At 67.9% G+C, this 17,126-nt stretch carries 16 protein-coding genes; 11 read left to right on the top strand and 5 right to left on the bottom strand.

Annotated elements, in window-relative coordinates; all coding sequences use genetic code 11:
- Positions 1 to 84 precede the first annotated feature (84 nt).
- From tldD to WT26_RS06920, 4 genes are all read left to right on the top strand, one after another.
- Positions 85 to 1,551: a metalloprotease TldD gene (tldD, locus tag WT26_RS06935; protein WP_059528967.1), complete on the top strand. Its 1,467-nt coding sequence runs from the start codon at positions 85 to 87 to the stop codon at positions 1,549 to 1,551.
- A 444-nt stretch (positions 1,552 to 1,995) separates the two neighbouring features.
- Positions 1,996 to 3,069, top strand: a complete 1,074-nt coding sequence (gene aroG, locus WT26_RS06930) for a 3-deoxy-7-phosphoheptulonate synthase AroG (RefSeq protein ID WP_027788323.1) — start codon at positions 1,996 to 1,998, stop codon at positions 3,067 to 3,069.
- A 130-nt stretch (positions 3,070 to 3,199) separates the two neighbouring features.
- Complete coding sequence (locus WT26_RS06925; protein ID WP_059533381.1) at positions 3,200 to 3,469, top strand: type II toxin-antitoxin system Phd/YefM family antitoxin; 270 nt, start codon at positions 3,200 to 3,202, stop codon at positions 3,467 to 3,469.
- A complete protein-coding gene (locus tag WT26_RS06920; protein ID WP_059533384.1) occupies positions 3,466 to 3,855 on the top strand; it encodes a type II toxin-antitoxin system VapC family toxin in 390 nt (129 codons plus the stop codon). The genes WT26_RS06925 and WT26_RS06920 overlap by 4 nt, the downstream gene beginning before the upstream one ends.
- A gap of 83 nt (positions 3,856 to 3,938) precedes the next feature.
- Here the strand turns inward: WT26_RS06920 and hmpA are convergent, their stop codons facing one another.
- Together hmpA and WT26_RS06910 are read right to left on the bottom strand one after the other, a co-directional pair.
- Entirely contained in the window at positions 3,939 to 5,147 is a 1,209-nt protein-coding gene (hmpA, locus tag WT26_RS06915) for an NO-inducible flavohemoprotein (RefSeq protein ID WP_069272445.1), read from the bottom strand.
- A 112-nt stretch (positions 5,148 to 5,259) separates the two neighbouring features.
- Positions 5,260 to 5,811 carry a cob(I)yrinic acid a,c-diamide adenosyltransferase gene (locus tag WT26_RS06910; protein WP_069272444.1) on the bottom strand — a complete coding sequence of 184 codons (552 nt, stop codon included), beginning with the start codon at positions 5,809 to 5,811 and terminating at the stop codon, positions 5,260 to 5,262.
- A gap of 264 nt (positions 5,812 to 6,075) precedes the next feature.
- Between WT26_RS06910 and WT26_RS06905 the strand changes: the two genes are divergently transcribed.
- The 6 genes from WT26_RS06905 (at position 6,076) to proC (ending at position 13,152) form a co-directional block, all read left to right on the top strand.
- On the top strand, positions 6,076 to 7,485 hold the full coding sequence (locus tag WT26_RS06905) for an FAD-binding oxidoreductase (protein ID WP_059529720.1): 1,410 nt from the start codon (positions 6,076 to 6,078) through the stop codon (positions 7,483 to 7,485).
- 41 nt (positions 7,486 to 7,526) lie between these two features.
- On the top strand, positions 7,527 to 9,020 hold the full coding sequence (locus tag WT26_RS06900; RefSeq protein WP_021163857.1) for an FAD-linked oxidase C-terminal domain-containing protein: 1,494 nt from the start codon (positions 7,527 to 7,529) through the stop codon (positions 9,018 to 9,020).
- Between the two features lie 117 nt (positions 9,021 to 9,137).
- Positions 9,138 to 10,226 carry a glycolate oxidase subunit GlcE gene (gene glcE / locus WT26_RS06895; RefSeq protein ID WP_059528955.1) on the top strand — a complete coding sequence of 363 codons (1,089 nt, stop codon included), beginning with the start codon at positions 9,138 to 9,140 and terminating at the stop codon, positions 10,224 to 10,226.
- A gap of 1 nt (position 10,227) precedes the next feature.
- Positions 10,228 to 11,454: a glycolate oxidase subunit GlcF gene (glcF, locus tag WT26_RS06890; protein WP_059528952.1), complete on the top strand. Its 1,227-nt coding sequence runs from the start codon at positions 10,228 to 10,230 to the stop codon at positions 11,452 to 11,454.
- 135 nt (positions 11,455 to 11,589) lie between these two features.
- Positions 11,590 to 12,288, top strand: a complete 699-nt coding sequence (locus WT26_RS06885) for a YggS family pyridoxal phosphate-dependent enzyme (protein ID WP_069273704.1) — start codon at positions 11,590 to 11,592, stop codon at positions 12,286 to 12,288.
- A gap of 51 nt (positions 12,289 to 12,339) precedes the next feature.
- Positions 12,340 to 13,152 (top strand): pyrroline-5-carboxylate reductase, encoded by an 813-nt coding sequence (proC, locus tag WT26_RS06880; RefSeq protein ID WP_069272443.1) that lies wholly within the window; start codon positions 12,340 to 12,342, stop codon positions 13,150 to 13,152.
- 133 nt (positions 13,153 to 13,285) lie between these two features.
- Here proC and ubiA read toward each other — a convergent pair whose 3' ends face one another.
- The 3 genes from ubiA to katG form a co-directional block, all read right to left on the bottom strand.
- Positions 13,286 to 14,149 carry a 4-hydroxybenzoate octaprenyltransferase gene (gene ubiA / locus WT26_RS06875; RefSeq protein WP_069272442.1) on the bottom strand — a complete coding sequence of 288 codons (864 nt, stop codon included), beginning with the start codon at positions 14,147 to 14,149 and terminating at the stop codon, positions 13,286 to 13,288.
- 134 nt (positions 14,150 to 14,283) lie between these two features.
- Positions 14,284 to 14,448, bottom strand: coding sequence for a hypothetical protein (locus WT26_RS37965; protein WP_088500461.1), 165 nt, complete (start codon positions 14,446 to 14,448; stop codon positions 14,284 to 14,286).
- Positions 14,449 to 14,566: 118 nt separating this feature from the next.
- Complete coding sequence (gene katG / locus WT26_RS06865) at positions 14,567 to 16,753, bottom strand: catalase/peroxidase HPI (RefSeq protein ID WP_069272441.1); 2,187 nt, start codon at positions 16,751 to 16,753, stop codon at positions 14,567 to 14,569.
- Between the two features lie 101 nt (positions 16,754 to 16,854).
- Between katG and WT26_RS37145 the strand changes: the two genes are divergently transcribed.
- Positions 16,855 to 17,052 carry a hypothetical protein gene (locus tag WT26_RS37145; protein ID WP_155774636.1) on the top strand — a complete coding sequence of 66 codons (198 nt, stop codon included), beginning with the start codon at positions 16,855 to 16,857 and terminating at the stop codon, positions 17,050 to 17,052.
- The last annotated feature ends 74 nt before the right edge of the window (positions 17,053 to 17,126 follow it).

Below are 17,126 nucleotides of genomic sequence, written 5' to 3'. Positions count from 1 at the left end.
TCCGCCGCCCCGCTTGAAACACCGCGCGGCCAACCCATCTGCCCAGAAGCACCCGACAACTTTTTGAGAAACCCCGATATCCGCATGAACATCATCGAACCCGGCATCCGCAACCTCGCGCTGGCGAAGGACATCCTGCTCACGCCGTACGGCCTCGACGAAAGCCTGCTCACGCGCACGATCGCCGACATCTTCACGCATCGCGTCGACTACGCGGACCTGTACTTCCAGGCGACCCGCAGCGAAGCGTGGAGCCTCGAGGAAGGCATCGTCAAATCGGGCAGCTTCAGCATCGACCAGGGCGTCGGCGTGCGTGCTGTCGCGGGCGACCGCACCGCGTTCGCGTACTCGGACGACCTGTCCCCGGAAGCGATCGCGCAGGCGGCCGCGGCCACCAAGGCGATCGCGGCGGCCGGCGGCGGCCGCCAGAAGATCAAGGCGGCCACGTCGCTGAAGGGCATCTCGGGCCGCGACCTGTACCTGCCGTCCGATCCGCTCGCGTCGCTCGACGCGACGGCCAAGGTCAAGCTGCTCGAGCGCATCGAGCAGATGGCGCGCGGCCGCGACCCGCGCATCACGCAGGTGATGGCGGGCCTCGCCGGCGAATACGACGTCGTGCTGGTCGCACGCAGCGACGGCGCGCTCGCGGCCGACATCCGCCCGCTCGTACGCGTGTCGGTCACGGTGATCGCCGAGCAGAACGGCCGCCGCGAGATCGGCTCCGGCGGCGGCGGCGGCCGCTTCGACTACGGCTACTTCACCGACGACGTGCTGTCCCGCTACGTCGACGACGCCGTGCATGCGGCGCTCGTGAATCTCGACGCACGCCCCGCGCCGGCCGGCGCGATGACGGTCGTGCTCGGGCCGGGCTGGCCGGGCGTGCTGCTGCACGAGGCGATCGGCCACGGCCTCGAGGGCGACTTCAACCGCAAGGGTTCGTCCGCGTTCGCGGGCCGGATCGGCGAGCAGGTCGCCGCGAAGGGCGTGACGGTGGTCGACGACGGCACGCTGCCGAACCGCCGCGGCTCGCTGAACATCGACGACGAAGGCAACCCGACGCAGTGCACGACGCTGATCGAGGACGGCATCCTGAAGGGCTACATCCAGGACACGCTGAACGCGCGCCTGATGAAGATGCCGGTCACGGGCAACGCGCGGCGCGAATCGTACGCGGCGCTGCCGATGCCGCGCATGACGAACACGTACATGCTGAACGGCGACAAGGATCCGCAGGAAATCATCGCATCGGTGAAGAACGGCCTGTACGCGGTGAACTTCGGCGGCGGCCAGGTCGACATCACGAACGGCAAGTTCGTGTTCTCGGCGTCCGAGGCGTACATGATCGAGAACGGCAAGATCACCTACCCGGTGAAGGGCGCGACGCTGATCGGCAGCGGCCCCGAATCGCTGAAGTACGTGAGCATGATCGGCAACGACATGTCGCTCGACACGGGTGTCGGCGTATGCGGCAAGGAAGGCCAGAGCGTGCCGGTCGGCGTCGGCCAGCCGACCCTGCGGATCGACAAGATGACGGTCGGCGGTACGGCATAACCGCATCGCGGCGCAGACATTCCGCGCATTTTGAAGAAAACGCGCGGAATGTCCGCATTTTCGACGTTTCCCGGTTGCCAGCCGCCCGGCGACGGGGTATAAATTCCGAATCAACTTTTTTGACGAACCGAATCTCCGTCATGTCCGCCAAGTTTTACTTTTACTTTTTTTGGTATCTCAGACCGCTGGCGGATCGAGAGGGTTGATGGCGCGTAAAGCGCAACCGAAATTCCCGAAAAACCGCCGGCGAACCCGGCGGTTTTTTTTCGCCCTTCGCCACCCGGTCGCCGCCGCAGCGGTTCCGCGGCCCCGACCGAAATCACTGAATTGCCCGAATTGATGAATCTGCCGCACGCGCACTGACCGAACGGCGCCCTTAACCGCTTTGCATGGGACCGGAGTAACCGCTAAAGCGCTCACTCCGGTCGACATAGGAGAAACAGCATGCCCCCGCACAACACCGACGACGTCCGCATCCGCGAACTCAAGGAACTGACGCCGCCCGCCCACTTGATCCGCGAATTCGCGTGCTCCGAAGCCGCGTCCGAGCTGATCTACAACTCGCGCCAGTCGATGCACCGCATCCTGCACGGGATGGACGACCGGCTGATCGTCGTGATCGGGCCGTGCTCGATCCACGACACGAAGGCGGCAATCGAGTATGCGGGGCGGCTCGTGAAGGAGCGCGAGCGCTTCAAGGGCGAACTGGAAATCGTGATGCGCGTGTACTTCGAGAAGCCGCGCACGACGGTCGGCTGGAAGGGCCTCATCAACGATCCGCACCTCGACAACAGCTTCAAGATCAACGAAGGGCTGCGCACCGCGCGCGAGCTGCTGCTGCAGATCAATGAAATGGGGCTGCCGGCCGCGACCGAATACCTCGACATGATCAGTCCGCAGTACATCGCCGACCTGATCTCGTGGGGCGCGATCGGCGCGCGCACGACCGAATCGCAGGTGCACCGCGAACTCGCGTCGGGGCTGTCGTGCCCGGTCGGCTTCAAGAACGGCACCGACGGCAACGTGAAGATCGCGGTCGACGCGATCAAGGCCGCATCGCAGCCGCACCATTTCCTGTCGGTGACGAAGGGCGGCCATTCGGCGATCGTGTCGACGGCAGGCAACGAGGATTGCCACGTGATCCTGCGCGGCGGCAAGACGCCGAACTACGACGCGGAAAGCGTGAACGCCGCCTGCGCGGACATCGGCAAGGCCGGCCTCGCCGCGCGCCTGATGATCGACGCGAGCCACGCGAACAGCTCGAAGAAGCACGAGAACCAGATCCCCGTCTGTGCCGACATCGGCCGCCAGATCGCGGCCGGGGACGCCCGCATCGTCGGCGTGATGATCGAGTCGCATCTCGTCGAGGGGCGCCAGGACCTGAAGGAAGGCTGCGAACTGACCTACGGCCAGAGCATCACCGACGCGTGCATCGCATGGGACGACAGCGTGAAGGTGCTCGAAGGGCTCGCGGAGTCGGTGAAGGCGCGCCGCGTCACGCGCGGCAGCGGCAACTGACGGGCGGAGAACCTGCGAAATCGGCGTGGTCGCCACGCGCCTCTCGGCGGGGCGATCACGGACTCCATCTGCAGGCGATGATCGACTCTGCTAGACTAGCTAACATCTTTTAGCTAAGCAGGGAGCGGCCATGTCGACCGTCAACATGCACGATGCCAAGTCACGGCTCTCGAGCCTCGTCGAAGCACTCGAATTGGGACGTGAATCCGAAGTCGTGATTGCCCGCAATGGCCATCCGGTCGCGCGGATCGTTCCCTACTCGGCGCCGAAGCGGATCGGCGCGGCTCGCCAGTTGCTTGCCGGCCTGAACATTCCGGCAACCGTCGAAGCGTTCAACGCGGGCGACGCATCGATCGCCGCTGACTTTGATGCCAGTGGCGAGCAGGGGCTCGCACCGTGAAGCTGCTGCTCGATACGCATATCGCGCTCTGGGCTGCCGAGGGCGCACCGCAACTTTCGTCGACAGCAGCTGCGTTGATCGAAGATCCCGACAACATCCTGTACGTCAGTGCCGCGTCAATCTGGGAAATCGCGATCAAATACCGCAAAGGCAACCTGCCCGTTCATCCGCGCGACGCACGCTCGGCGTTCCGACTCGCCGGATTCGCGGAGTTGCCGATCAGCAGCGACCACGTCGAAGCAGTTGCCGCGCTGCCCGATTTTCCGGACCATGCCGACCCGTTCGACCGTGTGATGGTTGCGCAGGCACTGCATGAAGGCATGCCGCTCGTCAGCGCCGACCCGAAAGTGTGGCGCTATCATGCGACGCTGATGCTGCGTGCCTGACATCACCCGCGCGACAACGCGAGCGACAACAACAACGGCCCGGCTCGCACCGGGCCCGATCGATCAACCTGCCGGCCGCTCGCTCAATCGAGCGCCCCAGACCCGAAGATCTCCCTATTCACGCGCTCAGGCGCGACGCCGAGCGCGACCAGCGCATCGCGCTGCGCCTTCATGAACGCGATCGGCCCGCAGATGTAGTAATCGGCGTCCGGCACCAGCGCGTAGTGCCGCACGCGCTCCGGCGTGAGGCGCCCTTCCAGGTCGTGGTCGACGCCGACGCGATCGTCCGGGCCGACCAGCTCGTACAGCACCGTGCGCCTGACGTTCGCATGCTCGCGCACCGTGTCGTTCAGCCAGTCGCGGAACGCGTGCACCGCGCCCGAGCGGCATGCATGGACGAACCGCACGTCGCGCCTGCTGCCTTCCTCGACCAGCGTCGACGCCATCGACACCATCGGCGTCAGGCCGACGCCGCCGGAAATCAGCACCACCGGCGTCTCGACGCCGCGCTTCAGCGAGAATTCGCCCATCGGCGCGGTGACCTCGACGATCGCCCCCTCTTCCACGCCGTCGTGCATCAGCGTCGACACCTTGCCGGCCGGAATGACTTCCGGCTGGCCGGCTTCGCGCTTCACCGAGATGCGCAGCCACTTGCCGTGCGGCGCGTCGGACAGGCTGTACTGGCGCGGCTGGTCGACGCCGAGATCGCCGACGAAACGCTTCACCGTGACGTACTGGCCGGGCTCGAACGCCGGCGCCGCGCCGCCGTCGGCGGGCGTCAGGTAGAACGACGTGATCTCGTCGCTTTCGCGCACCTTGCGCTCGACCCTGAACGGACGGAACCCGCTCCAGGCCGCACCCGCGTACAGGTCGGCCTCGACGCCGATCAGGATCTGCGCGAGCTGGCCGTACGCCACGCGCCACGCCTCGAGCGTGTCGGCATCGACCGCGTCGCCCAGCACTTCCACGATCGATGCGAGCAGGTTCTCGCCGACGATCGGGTAATGCTCGGGGCGGATGTTCAGGCTCGCGTGCTTGTGCGCGATGTGCGACACCGCGCCGCCCAGCGCTCCGAGATTGTCGATGTTCGCCGCATACGCGTAGACGGCCTTCGCGAGCGTTTCCGGCTGGCTGCCCGTCTTCTGGTGCGTCTGGTTGAACAGGTTATTCAGTTCCGGATGGCGCGCGAACATGCGCTGGTAGAAGTGCTTCGTGATCGTCGCGCCGTGCACGGCGAGGACAGGGGCAGTGGCCTTCACGCGAGCCATCTGGTCAGCGGTGATGTGGGTCATGTTCGTTCTCCGTTAAACATGCACACACAATACATCTTTAAAACCCTGCGCCGGCGTGGACAAATTGTCGCGGCGCATCAATGGGGGGCCGGCTCCCCCACTGCTGCGCCCGTCACGTCGCCCGGCCGCGTTCCCACAGCACGTCCGATCCGCCGTCGGTACGGTTCAGCACGCGCGCCAGCACGAACAGCAGGTCCGACAGCCGGTTCACGTAGCGCCGCGGCGTCTCCTGCAGCGTTTCGACGCGGCCGAGCGCGACGATCGAACGCTCCGCGCGACGGCATACGGTTCGACACACGTGCGCGAGCGACGCCGCGCGCGAGCCCGCCGGCAGGATGAATTCCTTCAGCGGCGGCAGCGTCGCGTTGTAGTCGGCGAGCCAGCGATCGAGACGCGCGAGATGCGTGTCGTCGAGCACCGTATGGCCGGGAATGCACAATTCGCCGCCGAGATCGAACAGGTCATGCTGGATCGTCACGAGCGCCGTGCGGATATCGTCCGGCAGCGTTTCGGCGAGCAGCACGCCGAGGTTCGAGTTCAGTTCGTCGACGTCGCCGATCGCGGCGATCCGCGTATCGTCCTTGCCGATGCGCCGGCCGTCGCCGAGGCCGGTGGTGCCGTCGTCGCCGGTACGCGTGGCGATCTTGCTCAAGCGGTTGCCCATGCGGATGTCCTCTCGTGCGCGGCCGCGACGCGGCCAGGGTTGCATTGCACGCCGATTATCGCAGCCCGCCGCGCGGCTCGCAGCAGGTGTTCCAGCGTAGAATGAAAGCCAACCGCCCCGACGCGGTACCGCCCGGCAAGCCGTCCGACCTTGCACGGGACCAGGCGCAAAGCGCGGGACCGGTGCCGGTGCCGAGGCGCTCGCAGCCTTGCATGGGACCGCACCCGGTGCCGAAGCGCCCATGCTGATCGAGAGGAGACTTGCGTGAATCACCCTGCCCCGCCGGCCGCCACGCGCCGCCCCCTTCCCCCCGCCATGCTCGATGCGCTGCGCGCCGCCTTCGGCGAGCGCGTGTCGACCGCCGACGCCGTCCGCGCCCACCACGGCCGCGACGAATCGCCGTTCGACCCGCAACTGCCCGACGCCGTCGTGTTCGCGCACAGCGCTGACGACGTGCGCGAAGTCGTGTCGCTGTGCTCGCTGTACAGCGTCCCGCTGATCCCGTACGGCGCCGGTTCGTCGCTCGAAGGCCACCTGCTCGCGGTGCGCGGCGGCGTCTCGCTCGACCTGTCGGAGATGAACCGCGTACTGTCGATCAACGCCGAAGACCTGACCGTGACGGTCGAGCCGGGCATCACGCGCAAGGCGCTCAACGAGGCGCTGCGCGACACCGGCCTGTTCTTCCCGATCGACCCGGGCGCCGACGCGAGCATCGGCGGGATGACCGCCACGCGTGCGTCGGGCACCAACGCCGTGCGCTACGGCACGATGCGCGAGAACGTGCTCGGCCTGACCGCGGTGCTCGCCGACGGCCGCATCGTGAAGACCGGCTCGCGCGCCCGCAAGTCGTCGGCCGGCTACGACCTCACGCGCCTGTTCGTCGGCTCCGAAGGCACGCTCGGCGTGATCACCGAGATCACGCTGCGCCTGCACCCGCTGCCCGAAGCCGTATCGGCCGCGATCTGCACGTTCCCGTCGATGGGCGACGCGGTGCGCACCGTGATCGAGACGATCCAGATCGGCGTGCCGATCGCGCGCGTCGAATTCGTCGATGCGCTCGCCGTGCGCTCGATCAACCGCCATTCGAACCTGACGCTCACCGAAGCGCCGACGCTGTTCTTCGAATTCCACGGCACCGAGGCCGGTGTGAAGGAACAGGCGGAGCTCGTGCAGGCGCTCGCGGGCCAGAACAACGGCCAGGGCTTCGAATGGGCAACCCGTCCCGAAGACCGCACGCGCCTCTGGGCCGCCCGCCACAACGCGTATTTCGCGATGCTGCAATTGAAACCCGGCTGCCGCGCGGTGACGACCGACGTCTGCGTGCCGATCTCGCAGCTCGCCGCGTGCGTCGAGGAAACCGAAGTCGACCTGCGCGCGTCGTCGCTGCCCTGCCCGATCGTCGGCCACGTCGGCGACGGCAATTTCCACGTCGCGATCCTGATCGACCCCGACAAGCCCGAGGAAATCGCCGAAGCCGAGCACATCAACGACCGGATCGTCGAGCGCGCGCTGCGCCTCGGCGGCACCTGCACGGGCGAGCACGGCGTCGGGCTGCACAAGATGCGCTTCCTGCCGAAGGAGCACGGCGACAACGCGATCGACACGATGCGCGCGATCAAGCTCGCGCTCGATCCGCGCAACCTGATGAATCCGGGCAAGATTTTCACGTGCTGACACGGCGGCGCGACGCCGCGCCGCCTGCTGCAGGAGACCCAATGAACGCTCCCGTCGAACTGTCGAGCGCGGCACGCGCGCAGCGCCAGCGCGAAGTCGTGCAGGCGCTGATGGCCGTGCTGCCGACGCACTGCCTGCTGTACCGCGACGAAGACACGGCGCCGTACGAATGCGACGGCCTGTCCGCGTACCGCCGCCTGCCGCTCGCGGTCGCGCTGCCCGAAACGGAATCGCAGGTGCAGCGGATCGTACAGATCTGCCGCCGCATGGAGGTGCCGATCGTGCCGCGCGGCGCGGGCACGAGCCTGTCGGGCGGCGCGTTGCCGATCGCGCTCGGCGTCGTGCTGTCGCTTGCGCGTTTCACGCGCATCGTCGAAGTCGATCCCTACGCGCGCACGGCGACCGTGCAGCCCGGCGTGCGCAACCTCGCGATCTCGGAGGCCGCCGCGCCGTACGGCCTGTACTACGCGCCCGATCCGTCGTCGCAGATCGCGTGCACGATCGGCGGCAACGTCGCGGAAAATTCCGGCGGCGTCCATTGCCTGAAATACGGGCTGACCGTGCACAACGTGATGCGCGTGCGCGCGGTGACGATCGACGGCGAGATCGTCGAATTCGGTTCGCTCGCGCTCGACATGCCGGGCCTCGACCTGCTCGCCGTGATGATCGGCAGCGAAGGAATGTTCGCGATCGTCACCGAGGTCACGGTGAAGCTGATCCCGAAGCCGCAGACGGCCCAGCTCGTGATGGCGAGCTTCGACGACGTCGTCAAGGGCGGCGAGGCCGTCGCGGCGATCATCGCGTCGGGGATCATCCCGGCCGGGCTCGAAATGATGGACAAGCCGGCCACGCAGGCCGTCGAGGCGTTCACGCACGCGGGCTACGATCTCGATGCGAAAGCGATCCTGCTGTGCGAATCGGACGGCACGCCGGAGGAAGTCGCGGAAGAGATCGTGCGGATGACGGCCGTGCTGCGCGAGCATGGCGCGACACGCATCCAGGTATCGCGCAACGAGCACGAGCGGCTGCGCTTCTGGTCGGGCCGCAAGAACGCGTTCCCGGCCGCCGGCCGCATTTCGGCCGACTACTACTGCATGGACGGCACCGTGCCGCGCCGCGCGATCGGCCCGCTGCTCGCGCGCATCGAGCAGCTCGAAACGCGCTACGGGCTGCGCTGCATCAACGTGTTCCACGCGGGCGACGGCAACATGCATCCGCTGATCCTCTACAACGCGAACGATCCGGACGAACTGCACCGCGCCGAGCAGTTCGGCGCGGAAATCCTCGAATGCTGCGTGGAATTCGGCGGCAGCGTGACGGGCGAGCACGGCGTCGGCATCGAGAAGCTCAATTCGATGTGCGTACAGTTCTCGCCGCAGGAGCGCGACGCGTTCTTCGCGGTCAAGCGCGCCTTCGATCCGGCGGGGCTGCTGAACCCGGACAAGGGCATCCCGACCCGCGCGCGCTGCGCCGAGTACGGTCGCCAGCACGTGCGCGGCGGGCTGCTGCCGCACCCCGACCTGCCGCGCTTCTGAGCCGGCGGCGCGGCACACGCGCCGCCGCAATCGGGCTTAGGGATAGTCGCGATGTGGAATCGCGCCACCCCGGTACAATCGACCGAACAACGACACGAGACGAAACGACAACCGATCATGGAAGAGGACGACATCGTCGCCGGATGGGCCGAGCGCGTCCGCGCCGCCAGCGCCGACGGCCGGCCGCTGCGGATTCGCGGCGGCGGCACCAAGGACTGGTACGGCCAGGCGCTCGAGGGCGAGATTCTCGACACGCGCGCGTTTCAGGGCGTCGTGTCGTACGACCCGGCCGAACTCGTCGTCACGGTCCGCGCGGGCACGCCGCTCGCGCAGCTTGAAGCCGTCCTCGCCGAGTGCGGCCAGATGCTGCCGTTCGAGCCGCCGCACTTCGGCCGCGCGGCCACCGTCGGCGGCTGCGTCGCGGCCGGCCTCGCGGGCCCGCGCCGGGCCACCTGCGGCGCGCCGCGCGATTTCATGCTCGGCGTCACGCTGATGAACGGTCGCGGCGAAACGCTGCGCTTCGGCGGCCAGGTCGTGAAGAACGTCGCCGGCTACGATGTGTCGCGGCTGATGGCCGGTGCGCTCGGCACGCTCGGGCTGATGCTCGACCTGTCGATCAAGGTGCTGCCGATGCCCGTCGCCGAAGTCACGCTGAAGTTCGAGATGACCGCGACCGACGCGGTGCGCAAGCTCAACGAATGGGGCGGCCACCCGCTGCCCGTCAGCGCGAGCGGCTGGCGCAACGGCACGCTCGTCCTGCGCCTGTCGGGCGCCGAAGCGGCCGTGAAATCCGCGAAGACGCTGCTCGGCGGCGAAGTCGTCGACGCGGTCGAAGCCGAGCGCTTCTGGGCCGGCCTGCGCGAGCATACCGACCCGTTCTTCCACGGCATCCCGCCCGGCTATGCGCTGTGGCGTCTCGCGCTGCCGTCGATCACCGAACCGATGCACCTGCCCGGCACCCAGTTGATGGAATGGGGCGGCGCGCAGCGCTGGTGGATCACCGACGCCGATGCGCAGACCGTGCGGATGAGCGCCAAGCAGGCCGGCGGCCACGCGACGCTGTTCCGCGCGGGCGACGCGTACGACCGCAGCGCGGGCGTGTTCACGCCGCTCCCCGCCCCGATGATGAAAATCCACCGCGGATTGAAAGCCGCGTTCGATCCCGCGCGCATCTTCAACCGCGGCCGGCTCTACCCGGATCTCTGAGATGCAGACGAACCTCGCCGATTTCATCCGCAATACGCCCGACGGCGACGAAGCCGACGCGATATTGCGCAAGTGCGTGCATTGCGGGTTCTGCACCGCGACCTGCCCGACCTACCAGTTGCTCGGCGACGAACTCGACGGCCCGCGCGGCCGCATCTACCTGATCAAGCAGATGGTCGAAGGCGCGCCCGTCACGCGCAGCACGCAGCAGCACCTCGACCGCTGCCTCACGTGCCGCAGTTGCGAGACGACCTGCCCGTCCGGCGTCCAGTACGGCCGGCTCGTCGAGATCGGCCGCAAGCACGTCGAGGCACAGGTGCAGCGCCCCGTGCAGCAGCGTCTCGTGCGCCGCGTGCTCGCGAGCCTCGTGCCGAACGCCGCGCTGTTCTCGCCGGTGATGCGGCTCGGCCAGCACGTGCGCCCGCTGCTGCCGAAGCGGCTGCGCGACAAGGTGCCGCCGCGCACGCGGCTGCTCGAATGGCCGCACCTGACGCATACGCGCAAGATGCTGATGCTCGGCGGCTGCGTGCAGCCGTCGATGCTGCCGAACATCAACATCGCGACCGCGCGCGTGCTCGACGCGCTCGGCATCGAGACCGTCGTCGCGCCCGATGCCGGCTGCTGCGGCGCGATCCGCCTGCACCTGAACTATCACGACGAAGCGCTCGACGACGCGCGCCGCAACATCGACGCGTGGTGGCCCCATGTCGAACAGGGCGTCGAGGCGATCGTGATGAACGCGTCGGGCTGCGGCGCGACGGTGCTCGAATACGCGCACCTGCTGCGCGACGACCCGGCCTACGCGGAGAAGGCGCAACGCATCGTGTCGCTGACGCGCGACATCTCCGACGTGCTGCTCGCGTTCGAGGCCGAGCTCGCGACGCTCGCGCACCGCCGCGCGATCCATACGGTCGCGTACCACCCGCCATGCACGCTGCAGCACGGCCAGCAGTCGCGCGGCAAGGTCGAACGCCTGCTCGAGACGCTCGGCATCGACGTGCGGCTGCCGGCCGACAGCCATCTGTGCTGCGGCTCGGCCGGCACCTATTCGCTGACGCAGCCGTCGCTGTCGTACCGGTTGCGCAAGCAGAAGCTGCTGAAGCTGCAGGCGCTCGAGCCGCAGATGATCGTCTCCGGCAACGTCGGCTGCATCGCGCACCTGCAGAGCGGCACGCAGATTCCGGTGGCCCACTGGATCCAGCTCGTCGAGCACCTGCTGTACGGCTGATATGACTCCCGCTAATAACGGGCTTGCGAACGTGCCCTAGCGCCGGCGAACGGGCACCGCGTCCGTATAATGATGCGCATCCAAGCGCCGCGCGCCGGCGGCGCGACCGCTCCCGTGCCTGCTTTCGTGCCCGTCATGTCCGATCTCGCCGCCCGCCTCGAATCCGTTCATCGCCACATCGCCGACGCCGCCCGCGCGGCCGGCCGCGATCCCGCCACCGTCTCGCTGCTCGCCGTCTCGAAGACGTTTCCCGCCGCCGACGTGCGCGCCGCGCATGCGGCCGGGCAGCGTGCATTCGGCGAAAACTACGTGCAGGAATCGATCGACAAGATCGACGCGCTCGCCGACCTGCGCGCGCAGCTCGAATGGCATTTCATCGGGCCGCTGCAATCGAACAAGACGCGCGCGGTTGCCGAACGCTTCGACTGGGTCCATTCGGTCGACCGGCTGAAGATCGCCCAGCGGCTGTCGGAACAGCGCCCCGCGCACCTGCCGCCGCTCAACGTGTGCGTGCAGGTGAACATCAGCGGCGAGGCGTCGAAGAGCGGCGTCGCGCCGGCCGACGTGGCCGAGGTCGCGCGCGCGGTCGCCGCGCTGCCGTCGCTGCGGCTGCGCGGCCTGATGGCGATTCCCGAACCGGCCGGCGACACCGACGCGCAGCGTGCGCCGCATCGCGCACTGCGTGCACTGTTCGACGCGTTGCGCGCCGACGGCCTGCCGCTCGATACGTTGTCGATGGGCATGTCAGCCGATCTCGACGCGGCCGTGCTCGAAGGCGCGACGATCGTGCGCGTCGGCACCGCGATCTTCGGCGCGCGCGATTACTCGCACTGAACGCCGCGCCCTTTCCGCCCTCCCGTTCACTCACTCGCTCAATCGAACACCATGAAAATCGCATTCATCGGCGGCGGCAACATGGCCGCGGCCCTGATCGGCGGCCTGATCAAGCGCGGCGTCGCCGCTGACGGCCTGTATGCCGTCGACGTCAACGAAGACGTGCGCGCACGCGCCGCGCAGCAATTCGGCATCCGCACCGGCGTGGCCGTCGACGCGACGCTCGCCGACTACGACGCGATCGTGCTCGCGGTGAAGCCGCAGGTGCTGAAGGATGTCGCGCAGGCGCTCGCGCCGCACCTGAAGACACAGCTCGTGATCAGCATCGCGGCCGGCATCCGCGGCAGCGATCTCGCGCGCTGGCTCGGCGACTACGCACGCATCGTGCGCACGATGCCGAACACGCCCGCGCTCGTCGGCATGGGCGTGACGGGCCTCGCCGCGCTGCCGGGCGTCGATGCGGCGGGCCGCGAACTCGCGTCGAGCGTGCTCGGCGCGGTCGGCGAGATCGTGTGGTTCGACGACGAGTCGAAGCTCGATGCCGTCACGGCCATTTCGGGCAGCGGCCCCGCATACGTGTTCTATTTCATCGAAGCGCTGCAGGAGGCCGCGCGCCGGCTCGGCATGAACGACGAACAGGGCCGCGCGCTCGCGGTCGCGACGTTCGCGGGCGCCGCGCAACTCGCCGCGCAATCGGGCGAGCCGGCGAGCGTGCTGCGCGAGCGCGTGACGTCGAAGGGCGGCACGACGGCCGCCGCGCTCGCATCGTTCGACGCGCAGGGCGTGAAGGACGCGATCGTGCGCGGCGCGCTCGCGGCCGAAGCGCGTGCGAAGGAAATGGGCGACGAACTCGGGCGCGATTAAACGGAACGTGCGCACGGTACGTGCGCGGCGGTTGCGGCTCCGCCCCCCCGCTCGCCCCTTCGCGCAAACAGAAAAGCGGCCCGCGGGCCGCTTGCTCTTTTTCCGGCGCAGGATGCGCCGCCGTCACCGGCGCTCAGAGCCCGGCCACCGCGTAATGCGCGGCGATCCCCGCGAACAGCACGCCGCCGAGCCAGTTGTTGTGCCGGAACGCGGCGAAGCACGGCATCCGCTCGCGGCCCTTGATCAGCGTGTAGTGATACAGCGCACAGCCGACCGCCGCCGCCCAGCCGGCCCAGTACGCGAGGCCGAAGCCGAGCGTCACGCCGATCCACACGTAGATGCCGAGCGTCGCCGCATAACACGCCATCACGGCCGCGACGTCGAAGCGGCCGAACGTCAGCGCGGACGTACGGATCCCGATCTTGATGTCGTCGTCGCGATCGACCATCGCGTATTCGGTGTCGTACGCGACCGACCAGAAAATGTTCGCGACCAGCATCACCCACGCGATCGTCGGCACCGTGTCCTGCACGGCCGCGAACGCCATCGGAATGCCGAAGCCGAACGCGATGCCGAGATACGCCTGCGGAATCGCGAAGAAACGCTTCATGAACGGATACGAGCCCGCGACGAACAGCGCGACGACGGACAGTTCCTTCGTCAGCGTATTGAGCGGCAGGATCAGCAGGAACGAGATGAATGCGAGCCCGACGGCGATCGCAACGGCTTCCCACGCGCGGATCTTGCCCGACGTCAGCGGCCGGTCGGCCGTGCGCTTCACGTGGCGGTCGAAATCGCGGTCGGCGTAGTCGTTCATCGCGCAGCCGGCCGAGCGCATCAGCAGCGTACCGAGCGAGAAGATCACGAGCAGCGGCCAGCGCGGATGGCCGTCGGACGCGATCCACAGCGCGTTGAGCGTCGGCCACAGCAGCAGCAGGCTGCCGATCGGCTTGTCCATCCGGACGAGCCGCAGATACAGGGGAAAGCGGGCAAGCATGGCGAGGCACCGGGAAGATAACCCCGGCATTTTAGAGCCGAGCGATGCTTCGCGTCATGTCGGGGCGGCCCGCGGCCGGCGCCCGCGCAGCGGGGATCGTGAACGGCCCTCTCGAGCGAAACGGGCTCGCGCGCTCAACCGGCCGCGACGGCGGCGACGTGGTGCAGCGCCTGCGCGACCAGCACGGCCGCGCCGCTGCCGGCGATCGCGAAGCCGACGAAGCGCCGCAGCGCGGCCGCGGGCGCGCGCGTCACCGGCGCGGCGAGCGCGACGCGCATATCCATCATCAATTGGGTCATGATCGTGACTCCTTCAAACAGAACGACAAAATCCATCCGTCAGACGAAAACGGCCGGTCTCGCGACCGGCCGTTTCCCCGTTACCCGCCGTCAGTGCGTCAACAGCGAGGCGTCGCGATTACGCGAGGTCGAAGCGGTCGAGGTTCATCACCTTGTTCCAGGCCGCGACGAAGTCGCGTGCGAACTTCTCCTTCGCATCCGCGCTGCCGTACACCTCGGCCAGCGCACGCAGCTGCGCATGCGAGCCGAAGATCAGGTCGACGCGCGTGCCGGTCCACTTCACCTTGCCCGTCGCGCGATCGCGCCCTTCGAACACGTCGTTCGCGGCCGACACCGGCTTCCATTCCGTGCCCATGTCGAGCAGGTTCACGAAAAAGTCGTTGGTCAGCGCTTCCGGACGGTCGGTGAACACGCCATGCGCGCTCTGCCCGACGTTCGCGCCGAGCACGCGCAGGCCGCCGACGAGCACCGTCATCTCGGGCGCGCTCAGCGTCAGCAGTTGCGCCTTGTCGACCAGCAGCGCCTCGGCCGGCACCCGGTACTTGCCCTTCACGTAGTTGCGGAAGCCGTCCGCGACCGGCTCGAGCACGGCCATCGCTTCGATGTCGGTCTGTTCCTGCGATGCATCCGCACGGCCCGGTGCGAACGGCACCGTCACCGCGACGCCCGCGTTCTTCGCGGCCTGCTCGACGCCGGCCGCACCGGCCAGCACGATCAGGTCGGCAAGCGATACCTTCTTGCCGCCCGTCTGCGCGTCGTTGAACGCGTTCTGCACGCCTTCGAGCGTCGCGAGCACCTTCGCGAGTTCAGCCGGACGGTTCACTTCCCAGTCCTTCTGCGGCGCCAGGCGGATACGCGCACCGTTCGCGCCGCCGCGCTTGTCCGACCCGCGGAACGTCGCGGCCGACGCCCATGCGGTCGACACGAGCTGCGACACCGACAGGCCCGTTGCCAGCACCTTCGCCTTCAGGGCGGCCGCATCGGCGTCGTCGATCAGCTCGTGGTCGACGGCCGGAACCGGGTCTTGCCACAGCAGCGCCTCAGCCGGCACTTCCGGGCCGAGATAACGGGAGCGCGGGCCCATGTCGCGGTGCGTGAGCTTGAACCAGGCGCGCGCGAACGCGTCGGCGAACTCGGCCGGGTTCTCGTAGAAACGGCGCGAGATCTTCTCGTAGGCGGGATCGAAACGCAGCGACAGGTCGGTCGTCAGCATCGTCGGGCGATGCTTCTTCGACGCGTCGTACGCATCGGGAATCACTTCGCCGGCGTCCTTCGCGACCCACTGGTGCGCGCCGGCCGGGCTCTTCGTGAGCTCCCACTCGTAGCTGAACAGGTGCTTGAAGAAGTCGTTGCTCCACTGCGTCGGCGTCGACGTCCACGTGACTTCGAGGCCGCTCGTGATCGCGTCCTTGCCCTTGCCCGTGCCGAACGTGCTCTTCCAGCCGAGACCCTGCTCCTCGAGGCCCGCGGCTTCCGGCTCGGGGCCGACGTTCGACGCCGGACCGGCACCGTGCGTCTTGCCGAACGTATGGCCGCCCGCGATCAGCGCGACCGTCTCTTCGTCGTTCATCGCCATGCGCGCGAACGTCTCGCGGATGTCATGCGCGGCAGCGACCGGGTCGGGGTTGCCGTCCGGGCCTTCCGGGTTCACGTAGATGAGGCCCATCTGCACGGCGGCGAGCGGGCTTTCGAGCTCACGCTTGCCCGTGTAGCGGCTGTTCGGGCCGCCGCTCAGTTCCAGCCAGATCTTTTCCGAACCCCAGTACACATCGTCCGGTTCCCACGTGTCGACGCGGCCGCCGGCGTAACCGAACGTCTTGAAGCCCATCGATTCGAGCGCGACGTTGCCGGTCAGGATCAGCAGGTCGGCCCACGAGATGTTGCGGCCGTACTTCTGCTTGATCGGCCACAGCAGCCGGCGCGCCTTGTCGAGGCTGACGTTGTCCGGCCAGCTGTTGAGCGGCGCGAAGCGCTGCTGCCCGCCGCCCGCGCCGCCGCGGCCGTCGGCCGTGCGGTACGTGCCGGCGCTGTGCCAGGCCATGCGGATGAACAGGCCGCCGTAATGGCCGAAGTCGGCCGGCCACCAGTCCTGCGACATCGTCATCAGCGCGTGCAGGTCTTTCTTCACCGCAGCGAGATCCAGCTTCTTGAACGCCTCCGCGTAGTCGAAATCCTTGTCCATCGGATCGGACAGCGCCGAATGCCGGTGCAGGATGTTCAGGTTGAGCTGATTCGGCCACCAGTCCTTGTTCGTCGTGCCGCCACCAGCGGTGTGGTTGAACGGGCACTTGCTTTCAGTCGACATGCGTCTTCTCCTATGATCATCTGCGTCCGCCTGCTCGGCCCGGAAGCCGGGCGCCGTCGGCGGACGGTCACTGCGGGGAAAAAAACAGGAGACCCTCTCCCGTGTACTACGGTGATGCCGGAATCGATGCCAGGCTGGGCGCGCGTTCAGCCGCCGTACGTGCGCTGCGCCAGGTACGCGAACGCAATCGGGCGCAAGCGCCGGATCGCGGCCCGGGCGCGATCGAAGACCTTCCCGCGCGGCGGGATGTTCCGCTGCGCATGCTGCAATACCGACCGCATCATGACATCCTCCTTTGACGCTTGCACTCAACGTGCAGACCGGTGCGCAACGCCGCTCGATCCATGCGAAGGATTCTATATTTCGCTATTGA

It is taken from the genome of Burkholderia cepacia (assembly GCF_001718835.1).
GTDB lineage: Bacteria > Pseudomonadota > Gammaproteobacteria > Burkholderiales > Burkholderiaceae > Burkholderia > Burkholderia cepacia_F.
This window is presented reverse-complemented; position numbering and strand designations above follow the sequence as displayed.

Coding starts and splice junctions, on each gene's coding strand:
- tldD (WP_059528967.1), top strand. CDS start 85: ATGAACATCATCGAACCCGGCATCCGCAACCTCGCGCTGGCGAAGGAC.
- aroG (WP_027788323.1), top strand. CDS start 1,996: ATGCCCCCGCACAACACCGACGACGTCCGCATCCGCGAACTCAAGGAA.
- WT26_RS06925 (WP_059533381.1), top strand. CDS start 3,200: ATGTCGACCGTCAACATGCACGATGCCAAGTCACGGCTCTCGAGCCTC.
- hmpA (WP_069272445.1), bottom strand. CDS start 5,147: ATGACCCACATCACCGCTGACCAGATGGCTCGCGTGAAGGCCACTGCC.
- WT26_RS06910 (WP_069272444.1), bottom strand. CDS start 5,811: ATGGGCAACCGCTTGAGCAAGATCGCCACGCGTACCGGCGACGACGGC.
- WT26_RS06900 (WP_021163857.1), top strand. CDS start 7,527: ATGAACGCTCCCGTCGAACTGTCGAGCGCGGCACGCGCGCAGCGCCAG.
- glcE (WP_059528955.1), top strand. CDS start 9,138: ATGGAAGAGGACGACATCGTCGCCGGATGGGCCGAGCGCGTCCGCGCC.
- glcF (WP_059528952.1), top strand. CDS start 10,228: ATGCAGACGAACCTCGCCGATTTCATCCGCAATACGCCCGACGGCGAC.
- WT26_RS06885 (WP_069273704.1), top strand. CDS start 11,590: ATGTCCGATCTCGCCGCCCGCCTCGAATCCGTTCATCGCCACATCGCC.
- proC (WP_069272443.1), top strand. CDS start 12,340: ATGAAAATCGCATTCATCGGCGGCGGCAACATGGCCGCGGCCCTGATC.
- ubiA (WP_069272442.1), bottom strand. CDS start 14,149: ATGCTTGCCCGCTTTCCCCTGTATCTGCGGCTCGTCCGGATGGACAAG.
- WT26_RS37965 (WP_088500461.1), bottom strand. CDS start 14,448: ATGACCCAATTGATGATGGATATGCGCGTCGCGCTCGCCGCGCCGGTG.
- katG (WP_069272441.1), bottom strand. CDS start 16,753: ATGTCGACTGAAAGCAAGTGCCCGTTCAACCACACCGCTGGTGGCGGC.